Annotated in this window: 20 protein-coding genes and 1 pseudogene; 7 read left to right on the plus strand and 14 right to left on the minus strand. The window is 69.6% G+C overall.

Annotated features, from left to right (window positions below):
• Window positions 1-66: 66 nt before the first annotated feature.
• Window positions 67-2,487 carry a bifunctional polysaccharide deacetylase/glycosyltransferase family 2 protein gene (locus NQU54_RS25845; protein WP_372506028.1) on the minus strand — a complete coding sequence of 807 codons (2,421 nt, stop codon included), beginning with the start codon at window positions 2,485-2,487 and terminating at the stop codon, window positions 67-69.
• Entirely contained in the window at window positions 2,484-3,404 is a 921-nt protein-coding gene (locus NQU54_RS25850; protein WP_257633205.1) for a hypothetical protein, read from the minus strand. Before NQU54_RS25850 ends, NQU54_RS25845 begins: the two co-directional genes overlap by 4 nt.
• A 166-nt stretch (window positions 3,405-3,570) precedes the next feature.
• Between NQU54_RS25850 and NQU54_RS25855 the strand changes: the two genes are divergently transcribed.
• Complete coding sequence (locus tag NQU54_RS25855; protein ID WP_257633206.1) at window positions 3,571-4,683, plus strand: chitinase; 1,113 nt, start codon at window positions 3,571-3,573, stop codon at window positions 4,681-4,683.
• Between the two features lie 122 nt (window positions 4,684-4,805).
• Here the strand turns inward: NQU54_RS25855 and NQU54_RS25860 are convergent, their stop codons facing one another.
• Both NQU54_RS25860 and NQU54_RS25865 read right to left on the minus strand, forming a co-directional pair.
• The gene (locus tag NQU54_RS25860) at window positions 4,806-5,024 is read right to left on the minus strand and encodes a hypothetical protein (protein ID WP_257633207.1); all 219 of its coding nucleotides are present in this window, start codon (window positions 5,022-5,024) and stop codon (window positions 4,806-4,808) included.
• 322 nt (window positions 5,025-5,346) lie between these two features.
• Window positions 5,347-5,541: a hypothetical protein gene (locus tag NQU54_RS25865; RefSeq protein ID WP_257633208.1), complete on the minus strand. Its 195-nt coding sequence runs from the start codon at window positions 5,539-5,541 to the stop codon at window positions 5,347-5,349.
• Between the two features lie 309 nt (window positions 5,542-5,850).
• On the opposite strand from NQU54_RS25865, the gene NQU54_RS25870 reads away from it, so the two are divergent.
• Window positions 5,851-6,693: a helix-turn-helix domain-containing protein gene (locus NQU54_RS25870; protein WP_257633209.1), complete on the plus strand. Its 843-nt coding sequence runs from the start codon at window positions 5,851-5,853 to the stop codon at window positions 6,691-6,693.
• Window positions 6,677-6,898 carry a DUF397 domain-containing protein gene (locus NQU54_RS25875; protein WP_257633210.1) on the plus strand — a complete coding sequence of 74 codons (222 nt, stop codon included), beginning with the start codon at window positions 6,677-6,679 and terminating at the stop codon, window positions 6,896-6,898. Before NQU54_RS25870 ends, NQU54_RS25875 begins: the two co-directional genes overlap by 17 nt.
• Before the next feature lie 96 nt (window positions 6,899-6,994).
• Here the strand turns inward: NQU54_RS25875 and NQU54_RS25880 are convergent, their stop codons facing one another.
• From NQU54_RS25880 to NQU54_RS25895, 5 genes and pseudogenes are all read right to left on the minus strand, one after another.
• Window positions 6,995-7,180 carry a hypothetical protein gene (locus NQU54_RS25880; RefSeq protein ID WP_257633211.1) on the minus strand — a complete coding sequence of 62 codons (186 nt, stop codon included), beginning with the start codon at window positions 7,178-7,180 and terminating at the stop codon, window positions 6,995-6,997.
• A gap of 429 nt (window positions 7,181-7,609) precedes the next feature.
• Complete coding sequence (locus NQU54_RS49385; protein WP_306279057.1) at window positions 7,610-7,855, minus strand: Scr1 family TA system antitoxin-like transcriptional regulator; 246 nt, start codon at window positions 7,853-7,855, stop codon at window positions 7,610-7,612.
• A 76-nt stretch (window positions 7,856-7,931) separates the two neighbouring features.
• Window positions 7,932-8,090: pseudogene (locus NQU54_RS49390) on the minus strand (helix-turn-helix domain-containing protein); the annotation flags it as partial.
• Entirely contained in the window at window positions 8,080-8,604 is a 525-nt protein-coding gene (locus NQU54_RS25890) for a DUF6879 family protein (protein WP_257633212.1), read from the minus strand. The gene NQU54_RS25890 and the pseudogene NQU54_RS49390, both read right to left, overlap by 11 nt.
• Complete coding sequence (locus tag NQU54_RS25895; RefSeq protein ID WP_257633213.1) at window positions 8,588-8,800, minus strand: hypothetical protein; 213 nt, start codon at window positions 8,798-8,800, stop codon at window positions 8,588-8,590. Before NQU54_RS25895 ends, NQU54_RS25890 begins: the two co-directional genes overlap by 17 nt.
• Window positions 8,801-9,028: 228 nt before the next feature.
• On the opposite strand from NQU54_RS25895, the gene NQU54_RS25900 reads away from it, so the two are divergent.
• Window positions 9,029-9,268: a hypothetical protein gene (locus NQU54_RS25900; RefSeq protein WP_257633214.1), complete on the plus strand. Its 240-nt coding sequence runs from the start codon at window positions 9,029-9,031 to the stop codon at window positions 9,266-9,268.
• A 253-nt stretch (window positions 9,269-9,521) separates the two neighbouring features.
• Here the strand turns inward: NQU54_RS25900 and NQU54_RS25905 are convergent, their stop codons facing one another.
• Window positions 9,522-11,222, minus strand: a complete 1,701-nt coding sequence (locus NQU54_RS25905) for a fumarate hydratase (RefSeq protein WP_257633215.1) — start codon at window positions 11,220-11,222, stop codon at window positions 9,522-9,524.
• Window positions 11,223-11,539: 317 nt separating this feature from the next.
• Between NQU54_RS25905 and NQU54_RS25910 the strand changes: the two genes are divergently transcribed.
• On the plus strand, window positions 11,540-12,220 hold the full coding sequence (locus tag NQU54_RS25910; protein WP_257633216.1) for a DUF1707 SHOCT-like domain-containing protein: 681 nt from the start codon (window positions 11,540-11,542) through the stop codon (window positions 12,218-12,220).
• A gap of 178 nt (window positions 12,221-12,398) precedes the next feature.
• Window positions 12,399-12,755, plus strand: a complete 357-nt coding sequence (locus tag NQU54_RS25915) for a WhiB family transcriptional regulator (protein WP_020868722.1) — start codon at window positions 12,399-12,401, stop codon at window positions 12,753-12,755.
• 145 nt (window positions 12,756-12,900) lie between these two features.
• Here NQU54_RS25915 and glpX read toward each other — a convergent pair whose 3' ends face one another.
• Window positions 12,901-13,932 carry a class II fructose-bisphosphatase gene (glpX, locus tag NQU54_RS25920; RefSeq protein WP_257633217.1) on the minus strand — a complete coding sequence of 344 codons (1,032 nt, stop codon included), beginning with the start codon at window positions 13,930-13,932 and terminating at the stop codon, window positions 12,901-12,903.
• A 154-nt stretch (window positions 13,933-14,086) separates the two neighbouring features.
• On the opposite strand from glpX, the gene NQU54_RS25925 reads away from it, so the two are divergent.
• Window positions 14,087-14,626, plus strand: a complete 540-nt coding sequence (locus NQU54_RS25925) for a DUF4245 domain-containing protein (RefSeq protein ID WP_167504522.1) — start codon at window positions 14,087-14,089, stop codon at window positions 14,624-14,626.
• Window positions 14,627-14,696: 70 nt separating this feature from the next.
• Here the strand turns inward: NQU54_RS25925 and NQU54_RS25930 are convergent, their stop codons facing one another.
• The 3 genes from NQU54_RS25930 to xseA all read right to left on the minus strand — a co-directional run bounded on the left by NQU54_RS25930 (window position 14,697) and on the right by xseA (window position 17,475).
• Complete coding sequence (locus NQU54_RS25930; RefSeq protein ID WP_257633218.1) at window positions 14,697-15,287, minus strand: malonic semialdehyde reductase; 591 nt, start codon at window positions 15,285-15,287, stop codon at window positions 14,697-14,699.
• Window positions 15,288-15,932: 645 nt separating this feature from the next.
• A complete protein-coding gene (locus NQU54_RS25935; RefSeq protein ID WP_257633219.1) occupies window positions 15,933-16,244 on the minus strand; it encodes an exodeoxyribonuclease VII small subunit in 312 nt (103 codons plus the stop codon).
• A 10-nt stretch (window positions 16,245-16,254) separates the two neighbouring features.
• Window positions 16,255-17,475: an exodeoxyribonuclease VII large subunit gene (gene xseA / locus NQU54_RS25940; protein ID WP_099017070.1), complete on the minus strand. Its 1,221-nt coding sequence runs from the start codon at window positions 17,473-17,475 to the stop codon at window positions 16,255-16,257.
• Between the last annotated feature and the right edge of the window lie 38 nt (window positions 17,476-17,513).

Below are 17,513 nucleotides of genomic sequence, written 5' to 3' on the forward strand. Positions count from 1 at the left end.
GTCCAGCTCAGCGTCGTCACGCCACGCCGTGTTCCCGCGCCGGCCGAGCCGAACGGGTGAGCCCGGTCACCGTACGGCCTCCGGCGCCCGCGGGGTGTCCACCTCGCCGGTGCGCTTGAGCTTCTGCCACGGCAGCAGGGCGCCGGTCGCCGCGGTCACGAAGGAGTGCAGCAGCACCAGATACATCAGCTGCCGGTAGGCGATCTGCTGGAGCGGCAGTACGGCCAGCGCCCGGTAGCTCTCCCGGTCCAGCCGGAACGCGTACGCCGCGCCCAGCAGCTGCACCAGCAGCAGCGCGCCCCACGCCAGCAGCGAACGCAGCGGGTCCAGGAAGATCACCCCGTAGAGGGTGAAGAGGTCGATCAGCGGTGCGCACAGCGGGGTGAGGATCTGGAAGAGCACCACCAGCGGCATCCCCACCCGGCCGAACCGGCCCGAGGGCCCCCGGTCGATCAGCGAGCGGCGGTGCTTCCACAGCGCCTGCATGGTGCCGTAGCTCCAGCGGTAGCGCTGCTTCCACAGCTGGCCCACGGAACTGGGCGCCTCGGTCCAGGCGCGCGCGTGCTCCTGGTAGACCACCCGCCAGCCGGCCCGGTGCAGGGCGATGGTGATGTCGGTGTCCTCGGCCAGGGTGTCCGCGCTCATGCCCCCGGCCTCCAGCAGCGCCCGGCGGCGGAAGGCGCCGATCGCGCCGGGGATGGTGGGCATGCAGCGCAGCAGGTCGTACATCCGCCGGTCGAGGTTGAAGCCCATCACATACTCGATGTGCTGCCAGGCGCCGATCAGCCTGCCCCGGTTGCCGACCTTGGCGTTGCCCGCGACCGCGCCCACCCGTGAGTCGGCGAACGGCCGCACCAGCTCACGGATGGTGGTGGGCTCGAAGACGGTGTCGCCGTCCATCATCACGATCAGCTCGTGGCCGGCGTGGGCGATGCCCCGGTTGAGCGCGGCGGGCTTGCCCGCGTTCGCCTGGCGCAGCACCCGTACGTTGGGCAGCCCCATCGCCTCCGCGATATCGGCGGTGCCGTCGGTCGAGCCGTCGTCCACGACCAGGATCTCGATCGGATGGGTGGAGGCCGACAGCGACTTCAGGGTGTTGGCGATGCACTCCTTCTCGTTGTACGCGGGCACGATCACGGTCACCGGATCGGTGACCTCCTGCACCCGGCTCCAGCGCCGCCGCTCCCGGGAGCGCCGGTGCCACCAGGCGAGGACCACCATCAGCAGCAGCCGCCCGATCACCGAGAAGCCCACCAGACCCAGCAGCCCCACCAGCAACGGCAGGGCGCTGTGGGTGAACGCGGCGGCCCAGATCAGCGCCCGGCCCTCCCAGATCGGCAGGGTGTGGGCCGGGTGGTTGGCGCCGCGGGCGCCGAGCGCGCCGGTGACGGTGGTGAAGGAGTAGCCCTTCTTCTGCATCCGCTCGATATAGAGCCCCAGGGCCTTCACGGTCCGCGCGCGGTTGCCGCCCGCGTCGTGGAAGAGCACGGACGCGCCCTTCCGGCCCTCGGGAGTGGCGTTCTGGACGATCTCCTTGACCGGGGGCCGCTGCCAGTCCTCGCTGTCGGTGTCCACGAACGCGCTGATGTAGCCCTTGGAGCCGATGTGCTGCTGCACCGGCCAGGTGCGGTCGTCCAGCGCGCGGACCTTGGAGGCGTACGGCGCGCGGAAGAGCGAGCTGGTGATGCCCGCCGCACCGGCCAGGGCCAGCTGGGACTGGGCCAGTTCGCGGTCCATGCGCCCCTTGTCCTGGTAGGACAGGTCGACATGGGAGAAGGTGTGCACCCCGACCTCATGGCCCGCGGCCCGCATCCGGCGGACCAGCTCAGGATGGCGGACCACCATCTGGCCCAGCACGAAGAAGGTCCCCCGCACCTTGTGGCGGCGCAGTACGTCGAGGATCTCCGGGGTCCAGCGCGGATCCGGGCCGTCGTCGAAGGTCAGCGCGATCGTCCTGGACGGGATGGCGTGCTCGGTGGCCTTCCCCTTCCGGTCGAAGGTGATCACCGGGCCGCCCTTGCGCAGCCGGTCCGGGACGGTGCGCGAGGCGTGTGAGCGGTACACCCGGGCGTCGTTGCCGACCTCGGCGTGCAGATAGCCGTCCAGCAGCAGGGTGCACACCAGCGCGAGCAGGGTCGCGAGGGCGAGCACCATCCGGGTGCGGGTGCGGAGCTTGCGCAGCTTGACGGTACGGAGCCGGGCGGGGCGGAGCTTGGCGGCGGGGAGCTTGGGGGTGCCGAGTTCAGGGGCGGGGAGCCCGGAGGCCCGGCGTTCAGGGGTGCGGAGTTCGGGGACGCGGCCCTCGCCCTTGGACGGCCGGACGCGGCGGAGCCAGGGCTTGCGGATGAGCCCGAGCCTGCCCGTGAGCCTCGCGGCGCGGCGGCCGGGGCTGGTCAGCCGGAACACCGTGCGCGGCGCGCCGTCCTGACGGGGCGCGGGGAGCCGACGGCGTGGCCGCGGCAGCTTCGGCGGTCTGCCGCCGCTCATGACTCCCCGTCCGCCGGCTCGGGTGCCTCGGGGGCGCCCGCCCCACCGGCCGGGGCGCCGTCTTCGGCGGGCCCCTTGGGGCCTTTGGGGGGCGTGACCGTGTCGGCCCGCGGGGGCTTGTGGGACTGGGGCTTCTGGGGGGACTTGGCGTGGCCGGGCTTCGTGGTGCGGCCGGGGGCCTTCGGGTGGCCGGAGCCCTTGGCCGGTGGCTCGGCGGTGGCGGGGTGCTTCTTGGCCGGGGTGTGCGAGGCGTCCACGGGCCGCTTGGCGGGCGGATGGGCGGCCGGATGCGAGGGCGTGTGACCGGACTTGCGGTGCCCTGTGGGCCGGTGCCCCGCCGACCGGTGCCCCGCGGCGGACTCGCGGTGGCTGGGGCGGGGGTGCGCGGAGGAGTGCCGCTGCGCCGCGTGGCGGGCCTCGGCCTTGGGCCGGTCGGGCTGCGGCGGTGCGGGCCGCGGCCGGGTGGTGACGGGGGGCAGGGCGATGGGCTGCCGGGCGGCCAGCGGCTCGGGGCGCCCGGAGGAGTGCCGCTGGCGCCGGTGCTGACGGTGGTGCGGGGCGTCCTCGTCGTATCCGTACCCGTCGTACTCGCCGTACTCGTTGGTGTCCCGCCGCTCCCGCGACCCGGAGGGCCCCGAACGTCCCTCCGGGGTGTGCTTCGGCTGTCGGCCGAACGCCTCGGTGGTGACGGAACGACCGGGGATCAGCGTCTGCGGTGCGAAGGGCGTACCGCCCGCGTAGCCCAACCCGAGGACAGCCGAGTAGCCGAGGCAGGCGGCCCCCGCGACCACGCCCACATGTCGTACCAGCCGGCCACGGCGCCCGGAGAGGTCCACGAACACGGGCCCCTTCCGGGCCACGTCAGCGCGGAGGGGACGCGAAGGCGCGCGCTCGGCCACATCTGACTGAGGATCCATACGCATGAGGTTAATGCAGAAAATACGACATGCGACATATAAGTCAAACATGCGGTGTGTCATAGTTCGGTAGGCTTCGCCGAATATGCGAGGTTTGGTCGGAAGGACGGTGCGGGGGCGCGGGCCCCCGGCGCCTCGTACCGGACCGCAAGGAGGAGCCAGAGCCATGAGGGCCAGCCCCCGCATGAGCGCAATCGCCGTGGCCGGCGCGGTGGTCTGCGCCACCATCGCCGTATGGGCGGGACAGCACAAGCCGCCGCCCGAGCCGCACGCCGCGCCCTCACAGGCTGGGGCCTCACGGCCCCCCGAGGCCCGGCCACCCGCCGAGTTCACGCCGTACGTCAACGCCTGGTCGGACTCGGCGTACGACATGACCGCGGCGGCGGGGCGCGGAGTCAAGGAGTTCTCGCTGGGCTTCATCGTCGCGGGCGACGGCTGCGCCCCGGTGTGGGACGGCGGCACCTCCCTCGACGACCAGGCGCTGGACGTCCGGATCGAGGGCGCGCGCCGGGCGGGCGGCGACGTACGGATCTCCTTCGGCGGCGCCGAGGGCACCGAACTCGCCACCGTCTGCACCGACGTCCCCGAACTCGCCTCCGCCTACGCCGACGTGATCGAGCGATACCAGGCGCACAGGATCGACTTCGACCTGGAGGGCGAGGCGCTCGCCAACACCGAGGCGGCCGCCCGCCGCGCCCAGGCGCTCGCGCTGGTCCAGCGCACCCACGAGGGCCTGAACATCTCCTTCACCCTGCCCGCCATGCCCGACGGGCTGACCCCGCAGAGCGTCGCCCAGTTGGAGGCCGCCAAACAGGAGGGGGTCATCCTCTCGACCGTCAACATCATGGCGATGAACTACAGCGGCGACCACACCGGCGACATGGGCGACTACGCCGTCCAGGCGGCCACCGCCGCACAGGCCCGGATCCGCGAGGTGTTCGGCATGTCCGACGCCGCCGCCTGGAAGATCCTCGCCGTGACGCCGATGATCGGGGTCAATGACGTCACCGGCGAGGTCTTCACGCTGGAGGACGCGTCCGGGCTGGCGCGGTTCGCCGCGGAGAAGGGGATCGGACGGCTGTCGATGTGGTCCGCCGAACGCGACCAGCCGTGCACCCCGGAGATGACCCAGTCCGCCACCCCCACCGACCCCACCACCTCCGCCGACCCCACGGACGGTGCCGCGGCCCCCGAGTCGACCGAGAACGTCGCCCCGAACACCCGGTGCAGCGGCGTCACCCAGCGCCCCGGCGCCTTCGAGGCGGCGCTGAGGGGGTGAACGTACCCGCAGGGGCCGGGGTGGCGACGCCGTCCCAGCCCCCGCGGAAGTGCGCGTCAGGCACGACGACCGGGGCCGCTGGGGGACCGCCCGCCCCTCGCCCTCCGGGGCGGGCGGCCGTCTCAGGAGCGCTTGAACCGGTTCGGGTCGTTGTGTCCACGGTGGCGGGGGCACTGGCACGGTGGCCATGCCTGCCCGAGTCCGTAGGCGTCGCTCTTCTCCCCGACGAGGGCGGTCACCATCGCACGCTGTGCGGTAATGATTCCGTCGCGCGCCATGGTGTAGACGCGCATGGTCATCGTCGGCCGTTCGCCCCGGTCGGGTGGGTTGTTGGCGTTCACCGAGCCCCCTTTCCTTCGACCGGTGCGAGGAGTTGGAGCACGCTGCGCAGACTCCGTTTCACCGCCCCCAGGTGGTAGGCCAACTCTTCCGGCGCGGCGGTGGTCAGTTCGAGGGATTCAGCCCCTGCCAGGGTCTGTCCGGCCACGATCACCACCGCGCTTTCAAGACCCTCACGGGTGGGCTTACCGGCCGTGATGCACGCAGAACACAGACCCGAGTGCGGGTCGGCGGGATCATGGGGCCCGAAAGCCCCGGGGGTGGCGCACAGAGCGCACCCGGGCCCCAGGGGGTAAGAGGAGCGCGTGCTCTGGGTATTGACGATCACCTGATGACCACCATGCCGTGCGGGGCACACACCAGCTCCACGCGGGGGATGTCGCCGCTCCGCCGCTGTTCGCGCCGCTGCTCATGGGCCACCACGTACGGCCGTACCGAGGCGGGTTCCTGGTCGTCCTGCGGCAGGGCCGCCGTGCGCAGTTCGGGAGTCGGCGAGTCGCTGTTCGGGCTTGTGGTCACCGGTTGGGGCCTGGCGCGGGAGTCCACGTCTCCCGCCTCGGGCCGCGAGATACCCGCGCGCGGCGCGAGAGGCATCGCCCCGGACCGATGACGGCCGAGCGGCCGTAAGGCGGGAAACGCACTCACCCATGCGTAGAACCCCTGGATAGGGTTGTTCATTGTTCATCAGCTCCTGTGAGGCTGTTGGGCCACGCCCCCGGACACAGCCACGTCGCGGGGGTCTTGCCTTTCTGACGCAAGAGTGGCGCAACTCACGTACGCTCAGGTGGGGTTCATATCCCGAGAGCCACTTGGGGAAATGGGGGGCACATGGCGGCACGGCCACGCGAACTCACGCCCGACCGATCAGCCCGACACTTGTTCGGGGCGAAGATGCGCGCCCACCGAGAGCGCGCGGACATGAGTCTTGAGCGGTTGAAGGATGTCGTGATGGTGAGCACAAGTCACCTGTCCCGCATCGAGACGGCCGACGCCATGCCCCCGCCCGACCTGGCCAAGCGGCTGGACGCCGCCTTTGGAACGGACGGGATCTTTGAAGAGCTGTACGGGCTTGCCCGCCGTGAGATCCACCCCGATCAGTTTCGGCGGCGGATGGAACTTGAGGCACAAGCACGGCTCATTGAGGAGTACGCCGGTCAAATCGTGCCGGGGCTTGTACAGACCGAGGGCTACGCCCGTGCCCTGTTCGAAATGTTCGATCCCAAAGCCGCGCCGGAAGAGATCGAGGAGTTGGTCACCGCTCGAATGAGTCGGCAAACTCTATTGAGTGCTGATTTTCCGCCCGATATCTCACTGATCCTTGATGAGGCAGTCCTGAGGCGGACATTCGGCGGGCCGACCGTGATGCACGCACAGCTATCTCGTCTGGTTGATCTGACGCTGACCCCCACGAGCGTGGTTCAGGTTCTGCCGTTCGAACATGGCGGGCATGCTCTGGTAGGAGGAACGCTGACGTTGATGACCCTCGACAACGGTGCTCACGTAGCTTACGAAGAGAGCATTTCTACGGGGACGTTGCTTGAGGACCTTGCGGCGGTCTCGGCGCGTCGGCGGGCCTACGATCTGCTGAGAGCCTGTGCTCTGTCGCCGAGTGATACGGCGACTTTCATTCGATCCCTGATGGAGGTACTACCCGATGAGCGCCATACCTGACCTCTCCGGCATCGAGTGGGTCAAATCCAGCTACAGTGGCAATGGGGGCGGCAGTTGTGTCGAGTGGGCACCTAGGCTCGCGTCTGCCGACATCGTTCCCGTTCGGGATAGCAAGGATCCGCATGGTCCGGCGTTGGCCTTCCCTGTGTCGTCCTGGTCATCGTTCATATCGGCAGTTAAGAGCGGGCAGCTGCCAGCAGTCTGATCGGCCCTGACGGAATACCAGAATTACGGCCCCTGTCATCTGCCACGAAGCAGACGACAGGGCCCGATTCAGCCAGCCGCCGGGGCTGTCAGGGGTTCATTTGCCGTCACCTCCCTGTGGGGTGGGCTCTCGGGGAGCCTCCGGGGGCATCGGGCCTCCGTCGTGCTTCCCGCCATCTGCCTGGGCGGTCACCAGGTCACGCGGGTGCCGGAACGGGATTCCGCGCCAGCCTTCGGCGTCGGGCGTGCGCGTCTCGTACTTGTCGACGGCCGCAGAATTCATCTGCGAGTCTCCTCTTTCGCGCAGGGCCATGCCGTCGTATCGTCGATGGCATGGCCTGTGGTCCGCAGGGGGATTCCCCTGCGGTTTGGTCACCCGCTCCGGCTGCTCGACCTGTCCAGGGTTTCCAACCGCCGGGGCGGGAGTTCGTGGGTGGTGCGTAGGAGCCTCCGGCTGCGCCTCCGCTGCCTTCGGGAGCGCTTCCTCCGTATGGGCTGACTCGCTTACGGGCGGCCGGGGTGGTGACACGCGCTGTTCAATCACCTGACCTGCGATGCGGGGGATTGCGTGGAGCGACAGATAGATCGGTGGCGCGATCGTCGTCTCGCTGTCGGTCATCGCCTGCGTCTCCCTGACTTGGTTAATCCGTGGAATCCACGATTCACCGATGCGACAGCAGAGTCGAGAAATATTGGCGTTGTGGAGTAAAAATCATGAGCGGTAGGAAGCAGCCCACTCCCCAAGCACGCTCCTTGCCTCCTCGCCAAAGAGTGCGTGATGCTCGTATAGGTCGAATACCGCTAGATGTTCGGCAATATCTCTTGCATCCTGGAAAACGATTCTCCCCGTGAAGGTCTCGACTGTTACCAGGCGTTGGTCGTAGACCGTGGCGCTTCTCCAAACCTCTACGCCACGATGCCCGTTTTCCTTGCCACTCGGTGTTGGCAAGCCTCGCAAGGGCTGTTACCTCCGTGACGAGTTCCATGGGAGCGTCAAGAGCCCTGAGTATGAGTTCAACGTCGATAAGGCTTGGGGTAATCCGGCCCGTTTCAAGGTTGCTGAGCTTGGTCTGAGATATGTTGCAGCGCTGAGCGAGCCAGACCTGAGTTCGGTTGGCTCGCTTGCGTAGCGTGCGGAGTGTTTCTGCTAGGTCAGCCTTCGACTGACCTAGCTGTCCCGGATCAAAGGTCAAGGCCCTTCACGTACTCCTCGAAGGGCACGGCGTGCTCTAGAGCGATCCGCTTCCATTCCCGGTGGAGAGCAGGGTCGCCCTCGTACGCCTCGCGGTTGATCTGGGTGCCGTCCGGCCGGAAGTTGAGAAGGGCGATGCGGGTTCCGTCGAACATCCACCAGTCTTGGCCGGTGAGCGGCAGGCCGTGGTCGTCGTGGGTTATATCCAAGACGCGGATGTCCTCACCGGCCTTGATGTTGCCCGGGATGCCCCAAGCGAATTGGTACCGCTGATAGTCGGTAAGCGGCTGGCGCACGACGCGAACACGGCCGATGCTGCGGCCTGAGTCGACGTATCTCTTGACTCGGTCATGCCAGCGTGCATTGTGATCCGCGGGCTTTGCCTCACCCAGCAGAAAGCGGGCTACGTTCTCCTGCTCCTTGGGCATGGTGTACGTGGGTTGCGCCTCGAACCGCCAGGCTTCCCGCTCGAAGGCGTCGAAGAACTCACGCCAGCCATCACCATCCAAGAGCATGAACAGCCTCCCTCAGAACATGCTCGGGACTCTTCACCAGCGCCTCACCGGCCGGAGGTTGAAACTCCTTGCACTGGTGGCCTTGGACGACGATGCCGCCATCCGTCTCGTCTCGGTAGACGTTCGGGCAATCGTCGTCGTCGCAGTTAGGCCCGCCAGTATTGCCGGTGAGACGGGTCAGATCGCTTCGCGCCATGGTGCCCCTTTCTTATGCATGGCTCATCTTTGCTGTCAGGACGACGCTAGGTCGGCCCTCGGGACCCAGTCCATGGCGCAACGCCAATATTTGCGTACTCGGGTAGACGATCATGTTTCGGCCTGGTGTAACCAACGCCCCGCCGAGCTCAAGAGGTTGGAGGGGGCGCGTGGTGGGCCACTTCAGTGCGACGCGACACGATGGCCGGGTGGGTCATTGTCGCCTTGAATGGACGTCGAGGTCGATGGCTTCAACCTGGTCATGCGACCGGCCGATCCCGCCATGGCCGCCGTCGTCGTCGAAGCCGAAGAGAAGAAGGGGGCAGCCGAAGCGGCAGAGAAGGAGGCAGCCGCCGCCCTCGCCAAGGCTGCACGTACGCTCACCCGCAGCCTGACCGTGCGCGATACCGGCGCCATACTCGGCGTCTCGTACCAGTACGTCACCACGCTCGCCCCCAAGGCAAGCTGACACCAGCGGCGCACACCACGGCCCCCGCCGACTTGACCGGCGGTGGGCCGTTCGTGTTCCCGAGTGTTCGACGGGTCGCCGTCCCTCTCTGTCGGTCCGTGGCGACCGGACCGGCCCTCCGGTTCGGTCGCCCGGCGCAGGCGGGAGACCGCGCTCGCGGCGGCGGGACCCGTGCCGGGAATCGGCCGCGACCGACAGAGCCCCCCGGGGGTGAGAACTGAAGGATTCCGGGGCCCCGCTGCAAGGTCAGATATCAGTCCGCCTGACGCACCGGGATGCTGGTGAAGGTCGGCTGAGACAGTTCCTGCGGACTGAAGAAGTCATTCCCCTTGTCGTCCACCACGATGAACGCCGGGAAGTCCTCGACCTCGATCTTCCAGACCGCCTCCATGCCCAGCTCCTCGTACTCGAGGACCTCGACCTTCTTGATGCAGTCCTGGGCCAGCCGCGCCGCCGGGCCGCCGATCGAGCCCAGGTAGAAGCCACCGTGCGCGGCGCAGGCGTCGGTGACCTGCTTCGAGCGGTTGCCCTTGGCCAGCATGACCTTCGAGCCCCCGGCGGCCTGGAACTGCTCGACGTACGCGTCCATCCGGCCCGCCGTCGTCGGCCCGAAGGAGCCGGAAGCGTAGCCCTCGGGGGTCTTGGCCGGGCCCGCGTAGTAGACCGGGTGGTTCTTCAGGTACTCCGGCATCTCCTCGCCCGCGTCCAGCCGCTCCTTGATCTTCGCGTGGGCGATGTCCCGGGCGACCACCAGCGTGCCGGTCAGCGAGAGCCGGGTCTTGACCGGGTGCTTGGTCAGCTCGGCCAGCACCTCGTCCATCGGCCGGTCGAGGTCGACGGCGACCGCGTCCAGATCCGGGCCCGCGCCCTTGACCAGTTCCTCGTCCGTCGTCTCCGGCAGGAAGCGGGCCGGGTCGGTCTCCAGCTGCTCCAGGAAGACGCCCTCCGGCGTGATCTTGGCCAGCGCCTGGCGGTCGGCGGAGCACGAGACCGCGATCGCGACCGGGCAGGAGGCGCCGTGCCGCGGCAGCCGGACGACCCGGACGTCATGGCAGAAGTACTTGCCGCCGAACTGCGCGCCGATCCCGATCTTCTGCGTCAGCTCGAAGACCTTCTCCTCCAACTCCTTGTCACGGAAGCCGTGGCCGGTCGGGGAGCCCTCGGTGGGCAACTCGTCGAGATAGTGCGCGGAGGCGTACTTCGCGGTCTTCAGCGCGTACTCGGCGCTGGTGCCGCCGACCACGATCGCCAGGTGGTACGGCGGGCAGGCGGCGGTGCCCAGCGAGCGGATCTTCTGCTCCAGGAATTTCATCATCGATGCCTCGTTCAGCACCGCCTTCGTCTCCTGGTAGAGGAAGGACTTGTTCGCCGAGCCGCCGCCCTTGGCCATGAAGAGGAACTTGTAGGCGCCGCCGTCGGTCGCGTACAGCTCGATCTGCGCGGGCAGGTTGGAGCCGGTGTTCTTCTCCTCCCACATGGTCAGCGGGGCCATCTGGGAGTAGCGCAGATTCAGCTTGGTGTACGCGTCGTAGACGCCGCGCGAGAGGGCCTCCTCGTCGCCCCCTCGCGTCAGCACGTTCTGCCCGCGCTTGCCCATGACGATCGCGGTGCCGGTGTCCTGGCACATCGGGAGCACCCCGGCCGCCGCGATGTTGGCGTTCTTCAGCAGGTCCAGCGCCACGAAGCGGTCGTTGGCGCTGGCCTCGGGGTCATCGAGGATGCGGCGCAGCTGGGCGAGGTGGGCGGGGCGCAGATAGTGCGAGATGTCGTGCATGGCCTCGGCCGCCAGCGTGCGCAGCGCCTCCGGCTCGACCTTCAGGAAGGTGCGCCCATCGGCCTCGAAGGTGCTCACGCCCTCGGAGGTCACCAGACGGTAGGCGGTCTGGTCTTCTCCCAGGGGCAGGAGGTCCGAATAGGCGAACCCAGGGGGGGCAGGGCGGGGGCTGGGGGGCATCGCGGCCGTTCCTCACTCGACAGGGCTTCGGCTGACTTCATCGACAGCGCGTCCATAAGCGTAGAACGGGGCCGCCGGACGGGACCTGTGAGGTAAGGCTCAGTAGGACTCAGTAGTAGGGGAAGAAGATCACCTGTAGGTAGGGGAAGGATCAGGGATCCGTCCCCTAGTCGCGATCTAGCCCCGTCTTGGATCGCTGCCCTCGCGATGTTCGGCCCCGGGGGGCCTCGCAGGCTTCGGGCAGCGGCGCCGGACTCCGTCCGTCGAGTCGCCACGACCCCTAGTCGCGATCTATCGCGACTGGGTACGCTGAGCCCGTGGATGAGCAGCAGCCCGTGCCCCTGACCAAATCCGCCCCCGCACAGTCGGCCCCGGCGGCTCCGGCGCCCGTCGCCGAGGCGGAGCTCCGGGCGTCCGACGCGGATCGCGACCGGATCGCGGACATCCTCCGGGAGGCCCTCGCCGAGGGGCGGCTCCAGCCCGAGGAGCACGCCGAGCGGATCGACGCGGTCTATCGCGCCAAGACCATCGGCGAGCTGGAGCCGCTGGTGCGCGATCTGCCCGCCGCCCCCGTCCACGGCGCCGCCTCGGCGCCGGGGCGCGACGCGGCGGCGGGGTGGTCGCGCTCCCTGCCCGAGGGGGAGAACCTGGTGGCGATCTTCGGCGGTTCGACGCGGAAGGGCCGCTGGCGGGTCCGGCGCCGTACGAACGCCCTGGCGATCTTCGGCGGCGTGGAAATCGACCTCACCGAGGCGGTCTTCGAGCAGCGGGAGATCGTCATCCATGTCGTGGCCGCGTTCGGCGGGGTGGAGATCAAGGTTCCGGAGAACGTCTCGCTGCGCGGTTCGGGCGCGGGCATCCTCGGCGGCTTCGACGTGCGGACGTACGAGGCGCAGGACCCGGAGGCGCCGGTCATCCACGTCACCGGGTTCGCGGTATTCGGCGGTGTGGAGGCCAAGCCCAAGCGGGGTAAGCGGCTGAAGAACCTGCGAACATAAGCCCTGAAGAAGGGGTGTGCAGGGGGAAGTTCCGGGTGGGACAACGGTGTGCATAAGCACGCGCACAGCGGGTAAGGCTTGGTGCATCGTCTCTCGTACGGCTGATGGGGGTGCTAACGGGGCCGTACACCTCGAGGCGGGCAAGGGTGACCACCGGAGCCGTCGTCAGGAGTAGACCGTGCTGCAACCGCATCAGCCCCTGCTGGAAGCCGCCGTGCCCCCGCAGCGCGTCCCCGCGCGGGATCAAGCCGGCCCCTGGCACTCGGAGGCGGTGTGCCGACGGGACGAGGCGGGACTGTTCTTCGCTCCTTCCAAGGAGCCCACGGCTGCCAGGCTGTCGCGGGAGGAGGCCGCCAAGCGCGTCTGCGCACGCTGCCCGGTCATGGTCGAGTGCCGGGAGCACGCACTCCTCCAGCCCGAGCCGTACGGCGTATGGGGCGGGCTGACCGCGGCCGAGCGCCGGGTCGTGCTGGCCCGCCGCCGGCGCCGGGAGGCGGAGCTCCAGCGCGCGGTGCGGGTCGCCGCCGCGGGCTGAACTCTTCGGGACCTGGGCCGGGCGCCGCCGGGGGGCGGGACCCGGCCCTCGTCATGTGCGGTCCGCGTCATACGCCGCGGACGCGATCGGGTCGGCCGTTCGCTCAGCTCGGTCGTTCGACGTGCCGCTCGACGTGCCGTTCGGCTCAGCTCGGCCGTTCGAAGTCGACGGAGGCGTACGCGCGCAGCTTGGCCAGCCGGTGGGTGGAGTCGATCTGCCGGATGGTCCCGGACTTGGACCGCATGACCAGCGACTGGGTGGTGGCGGTCTCCGCGCGGTACCGCACCCCGCGCAGCAGATCGCCGTCGGTGATCCCGGTCGCGACGAAGAACACGTTGTCGCCGCTGACCAGGTCGTCGGTCTCCAGGACCTGGTCGAGGTCATGGCCCGCGTCGAGGGCGCGCTGCCGCTCCTCGTCGTCCTTCGGCCACAGCTTGGCCTGGATCGTGCCGCCGAGGCACTTGATCGCACAGGCGGCGATGATGCCCTCCGGCGTACCGCCGACGCCCAGCAGCAGATCCACACCGGTGCTCTCGCGCGCGGCCATGATCGCGCCGGCCACATCGCCGTCGGAGATGAACTTGATCCGGGCGCCCGCTTCCCGGATCTCCTTGATGATGCCCTCGTGGCGGGGGCGGTCGAGGACCACGACGGTGACGTCCTCGGGGCTGGACTTCTTGGCCTTGGCGATCCGGCGGATGTTCACGCCGGGGGGCGCGGTGATGTCGACGAACTCGGCGGCGTCGGGCCCGGTGACCAGCTTGTCCATGTAGAAGACGGCCGACGGGTCGAACATGGTGCCGCGTTCGGCGACCGCGAGTACGGAGACGGCGTTGGCCATGCCCTTCGCGGTGAGCGTGGTGCCGTCCACCGGGTCCACGGCCACATCGCACTCCGGGCCGGTGCCGTCGCCCACGCGCTCACCGTTGAAGAGCATCGGGGCTTCGTCCTTCTCCCCCTCTCCGATGACGACGACGCCGTTCATCGAGACGGTGTGCACGAGGGAGCGCATGGCCTTGACGGCGGCGCCGTCGGCGCCGTTCTTGTCGCCACGGCCCACCCAGCGGCCGGAGGCCATGGCACCCGCCTCGGTGACCCGGACGAGTTCCAGGGCGAGGTTGCGATCGGGAGCCTCGGGGCTGACCTCTAGCTGGGACGGGAGATGATGCTCGGTCATCGGAGCGCACCTTTCTGTACGACGACGGACCGGGGTGAGGGTGCTCATGACTTTATCCGCTGATTGGCTAAGTGAGCAGATAGCCCCATGCATGAGCGCGGCCCTGTTGCGAGGTCCGGCGACCGGATGAGGGACGATAGGGGGCGTGGCAGGTATGCGTGGCAAAGAGACGGTCCGGGACATGGTGCTGTCGCTGGCGGCGATCGGCGTCGTCGCGGCGGCCATCTACCTCTTCGGTATCCCGCACGACGAGGGCGCCAAGGGCGCCGGGGTGAAGACGGTGGACTACCGCGTGGAGCTGGACACGGCCCGCCGCGCCGCCCCGTACCCGGTGGCCGCCCCCGAGCCCGGGAGCCTGCCCGAGGGCTGGCGCGCCACCTCGGTGACCTACCGCCCGGCCGCCGCCGAGGACGGCGCGGTCTGGCACCTGGGCTTCCTCGACCAGGATCAGGAGTACGTCGCGGTCGAGCAGAGCGACGGCAAGCCCGTGCCGTTCGTGGAGGAGGTCACCCAGCAGGCGCGGGAGACCAAGCGGACGGAGCGGATCGACGGCAAGGAGTGGACCCGCTACGAGGGCGACAAGTACGACGCGCTGGTGCGCAAGGAGCCGGGCGTGACCACGGTGGTCACCGGGACGGCGGCGCACGGACAGCTGACGAAGATGGCCGCCGCGCTCACCGAGAAGAAGGGCTGAGCGCGACGGCCGGGGGCGTGGCCCGGACCCCCGGTCCGGGCCGAGGGCCCGTGGTTGATCGAGCGTTCGATCAAACCGTGGTGATGACCTCGTCGTAGTCCAGGCGCGGGCCACGGGGGAACCAGGCTTCCTCGCCCGGCTTGCCGATGTTGATGACCATCAGCGGGGTGTGGTCCTCGTCCAGGAACTCCTTCTGGACCCCGGCCGGGTCGAAACCGGTCATCGGGCCCGCGGCGAGACCGGCGGCGCGGATTCCCAGGATGAAGTAACCGGCCTGGAGCGAGGCATTGAGGGCCGCGGCCTGCTCACGGGCGGCGCGCTCGCCGAAGAAGACGTCCTTGGCCTGCGGGAAGTGCGGGAAGAGCGCGGGCAGCTCCTCGTGGAACTCGTTGTCCGCGGCGAGGATCGCGACCAGCGGCGCGGTGGAGGTCTTGGGCTGGTTGCCCTCGGCCATGTGCTGGACCAGACGCTCACGGGCCTCGGGCGAGCGGACCAGCACGATACGCAGCGGCGACTGGTTGAACGCGGTCGGCGCGTACTTGATCAGGTCGTAGATCGCCTGAACCTGCTCCTCGGACACCGGCTCATCGGTGAAGGTGTTGGCGGTGCGGGCCTCGCGGAAGAGCAGGTCCTGGGCGGTGGGGTCAAGGACGAGTGCCATGGAAGAAACCTCTGCATAAGCGCGGATATCGCTGACGGGAACCACTCTACGACACTTAGATTAATGTTCAACTAAAAAGTTGCGCGGTGCGCGGGAGGTGCTCCGAATCACACATTGCGCCCCGCGTAGGCGCTCCGCTGGAAGTGCGCTGAGCTGCCGTCGATCGTCCGCGGCGCGGCGCCGTCGTGGCCGGTCGGTCCTCGCGGCGGAGCCGCATATCGACACAGCCGCGCGCCCCTTGGGGCGCCTCGAATTTGGGGCGCCTCGTATTTGGGGCGCCCCGAACCGCAGCCGACTTCCGCCGATCCGCTGAGAGCGGGCGCGGCTGATCGGGTGCGGCGGGTCGGCTGCTCCGGCCTCGGGCCGGGATCGGGTCGGCGCGGTCCCGCTTGCGTGGTGCGAGGGGGCGACGATTCCCGGTCGACCAGCTTGAGCGCGGCCGACTGACGGGGGCGAGGGGCGGGCGAAGTCGACGCAGGCCGGTGACGGCGGCCGATGGACGCGCTGCCGATCGAGCGCGGCCGCCCGACGGCGAACGGAACGCCAGCATGGGCCGATCGAGGGCGCATGGGGCGTCCGCGTGGCCGATCGACGGCGCATGGGACGCCAGCGCGGCCGCCCGGCGGCGCACGGAGCGCCGCGCGGTCAGCCCTCCCCGGCGCTCTCCGCATCCTCGGCGCCTTCGGCGCCATCCGCCAGCGCCGCGTCCAGCCGCGCCCGCGCGCCCTCGAGCCAGCGGCGGCAGACCTTCGCCAGCTCCTCGCCCCGCTCCCACAGCGCGAGCGACTCCTCCAGGCTGGTGCCGCCCGCCTCCAGCCGACGGACCACCTCGACCAGCTCGTCCCGCGCCTGCTCATAGCCGAGCGTGGCCTCCGGGCCGGCGGTCCGCCCGGCCTGCCCGTCCGTCTGCTGCCCGTCCGTCTGCTGCTCGTCCGTCTGCCCCTGCGTCTTCGACATATCGCTCACCCTATTCAGCGGGTCCGACAGCGACCCGCACCTGGAACTCGCCCTCGGAGACCCGCGCCCGCAGCTCCTCGCCCTCCGCGACCTCGTCGGCCGCCCGCACCACCGAGCCGTCGGGGTGCTGGAGCACCGCATAGCCGCGCCGCAGGGTCGCGGCGGGGGAGAGCGCCACCACCCGTGCGTGGGTGTGGGTCAGCTCGGAGTCGGCCCGGTCCAGCAGATGGCCCAGGCAGCGGCGGGCGCGCTCCAGCACCGCCGTGATCCGCTCCTCGCGCTCGTCCACCATCCGGTACGGCTCCCGCATGCACGGCCGGGCCAGGGCGGCGGCCAGCCCCCGCTCCTCCCGGTCCAGCAGCCCGTGCACACTGCGCAGCGCGCGCTCCCGCAGCTGCTGGACGCGCATCAACTCCTCGCCCACATCCGGCACGATCTTCTTCGCCGCGTCGGTGGGCGTGGAGGCGCGCAGATCGGCGACCAGGTCGAGCAGCGGGGAGTCCGGCTCATGGCCGATCGCGGAGACCACCGGCGTACGGCACGCCGCCACCGCCCGCACCAGCTGCTCGTCCGAGAACGGCAGCAGATCCTCCACACTGCCGCCGCCGCGCGCCACCACGATCACATCCACGTCCGGCAGCGCGTCGAGCTCCTTGACCGCCTCGATCACCTGCGGCACCGCGTGCACCCCCTGCACCGCCACATTGCGCACCTCGAAGCGGACGGCGGGCCAGCGCAGCCGCGCGTTCTCCAGCACATCGCGCTCGGCGGCCGAGGCGCGCCCGCAGACCAGCCCTATCAGCTGCGGCAGGAACGGCAGCGGCTTCTTGCGGTCGGCCGCGAACAGCCCCTCCGCCGCCAGCGCCTTCTTCAGCTGCTCCAGCCGCGCGAGCAACTCGCCCACCCCGACCGGGCGGATCTCGGCGGCCCGCAGGGACAGCTGGCCCCGCGGCGCGTACCACTCCGGTTTGGCGTGGACCACGACCCGCGCGCCCTCGGTGACCGTGTCCGCGATCTTGTCGAAGACGGCGCGGAAGCAGGTGACGGTCAGCGAGATGTCGTAACTGGGGTCGCGCAGGGTCAGGAACACCACACCGGCGCCGGGGCGCCGGGACAGCTGGGTGATCTGCCCCTCGACCCACACCGCGCCCAGCCGGTCGATCCAGCCCCCGATCAACCGGGACACCTCGCCGACCGGAATCGGCGCCTCCGCGGACGTGTTGACAGCCATGACCGCGAGGGTATCGGCCATCACCGACAGACCCTTGG

The organism is Streptomyces malaysiensis subsp. samsunensis, from assembly GCF_024519315.1.
Classification (GTDB): domain Bacteria; phylum Actinomycetota; class Actinomycetes; order Streptomycetales; family Streptomycetaceae; genus Streptomyces; species Streptomyces malaysiensis.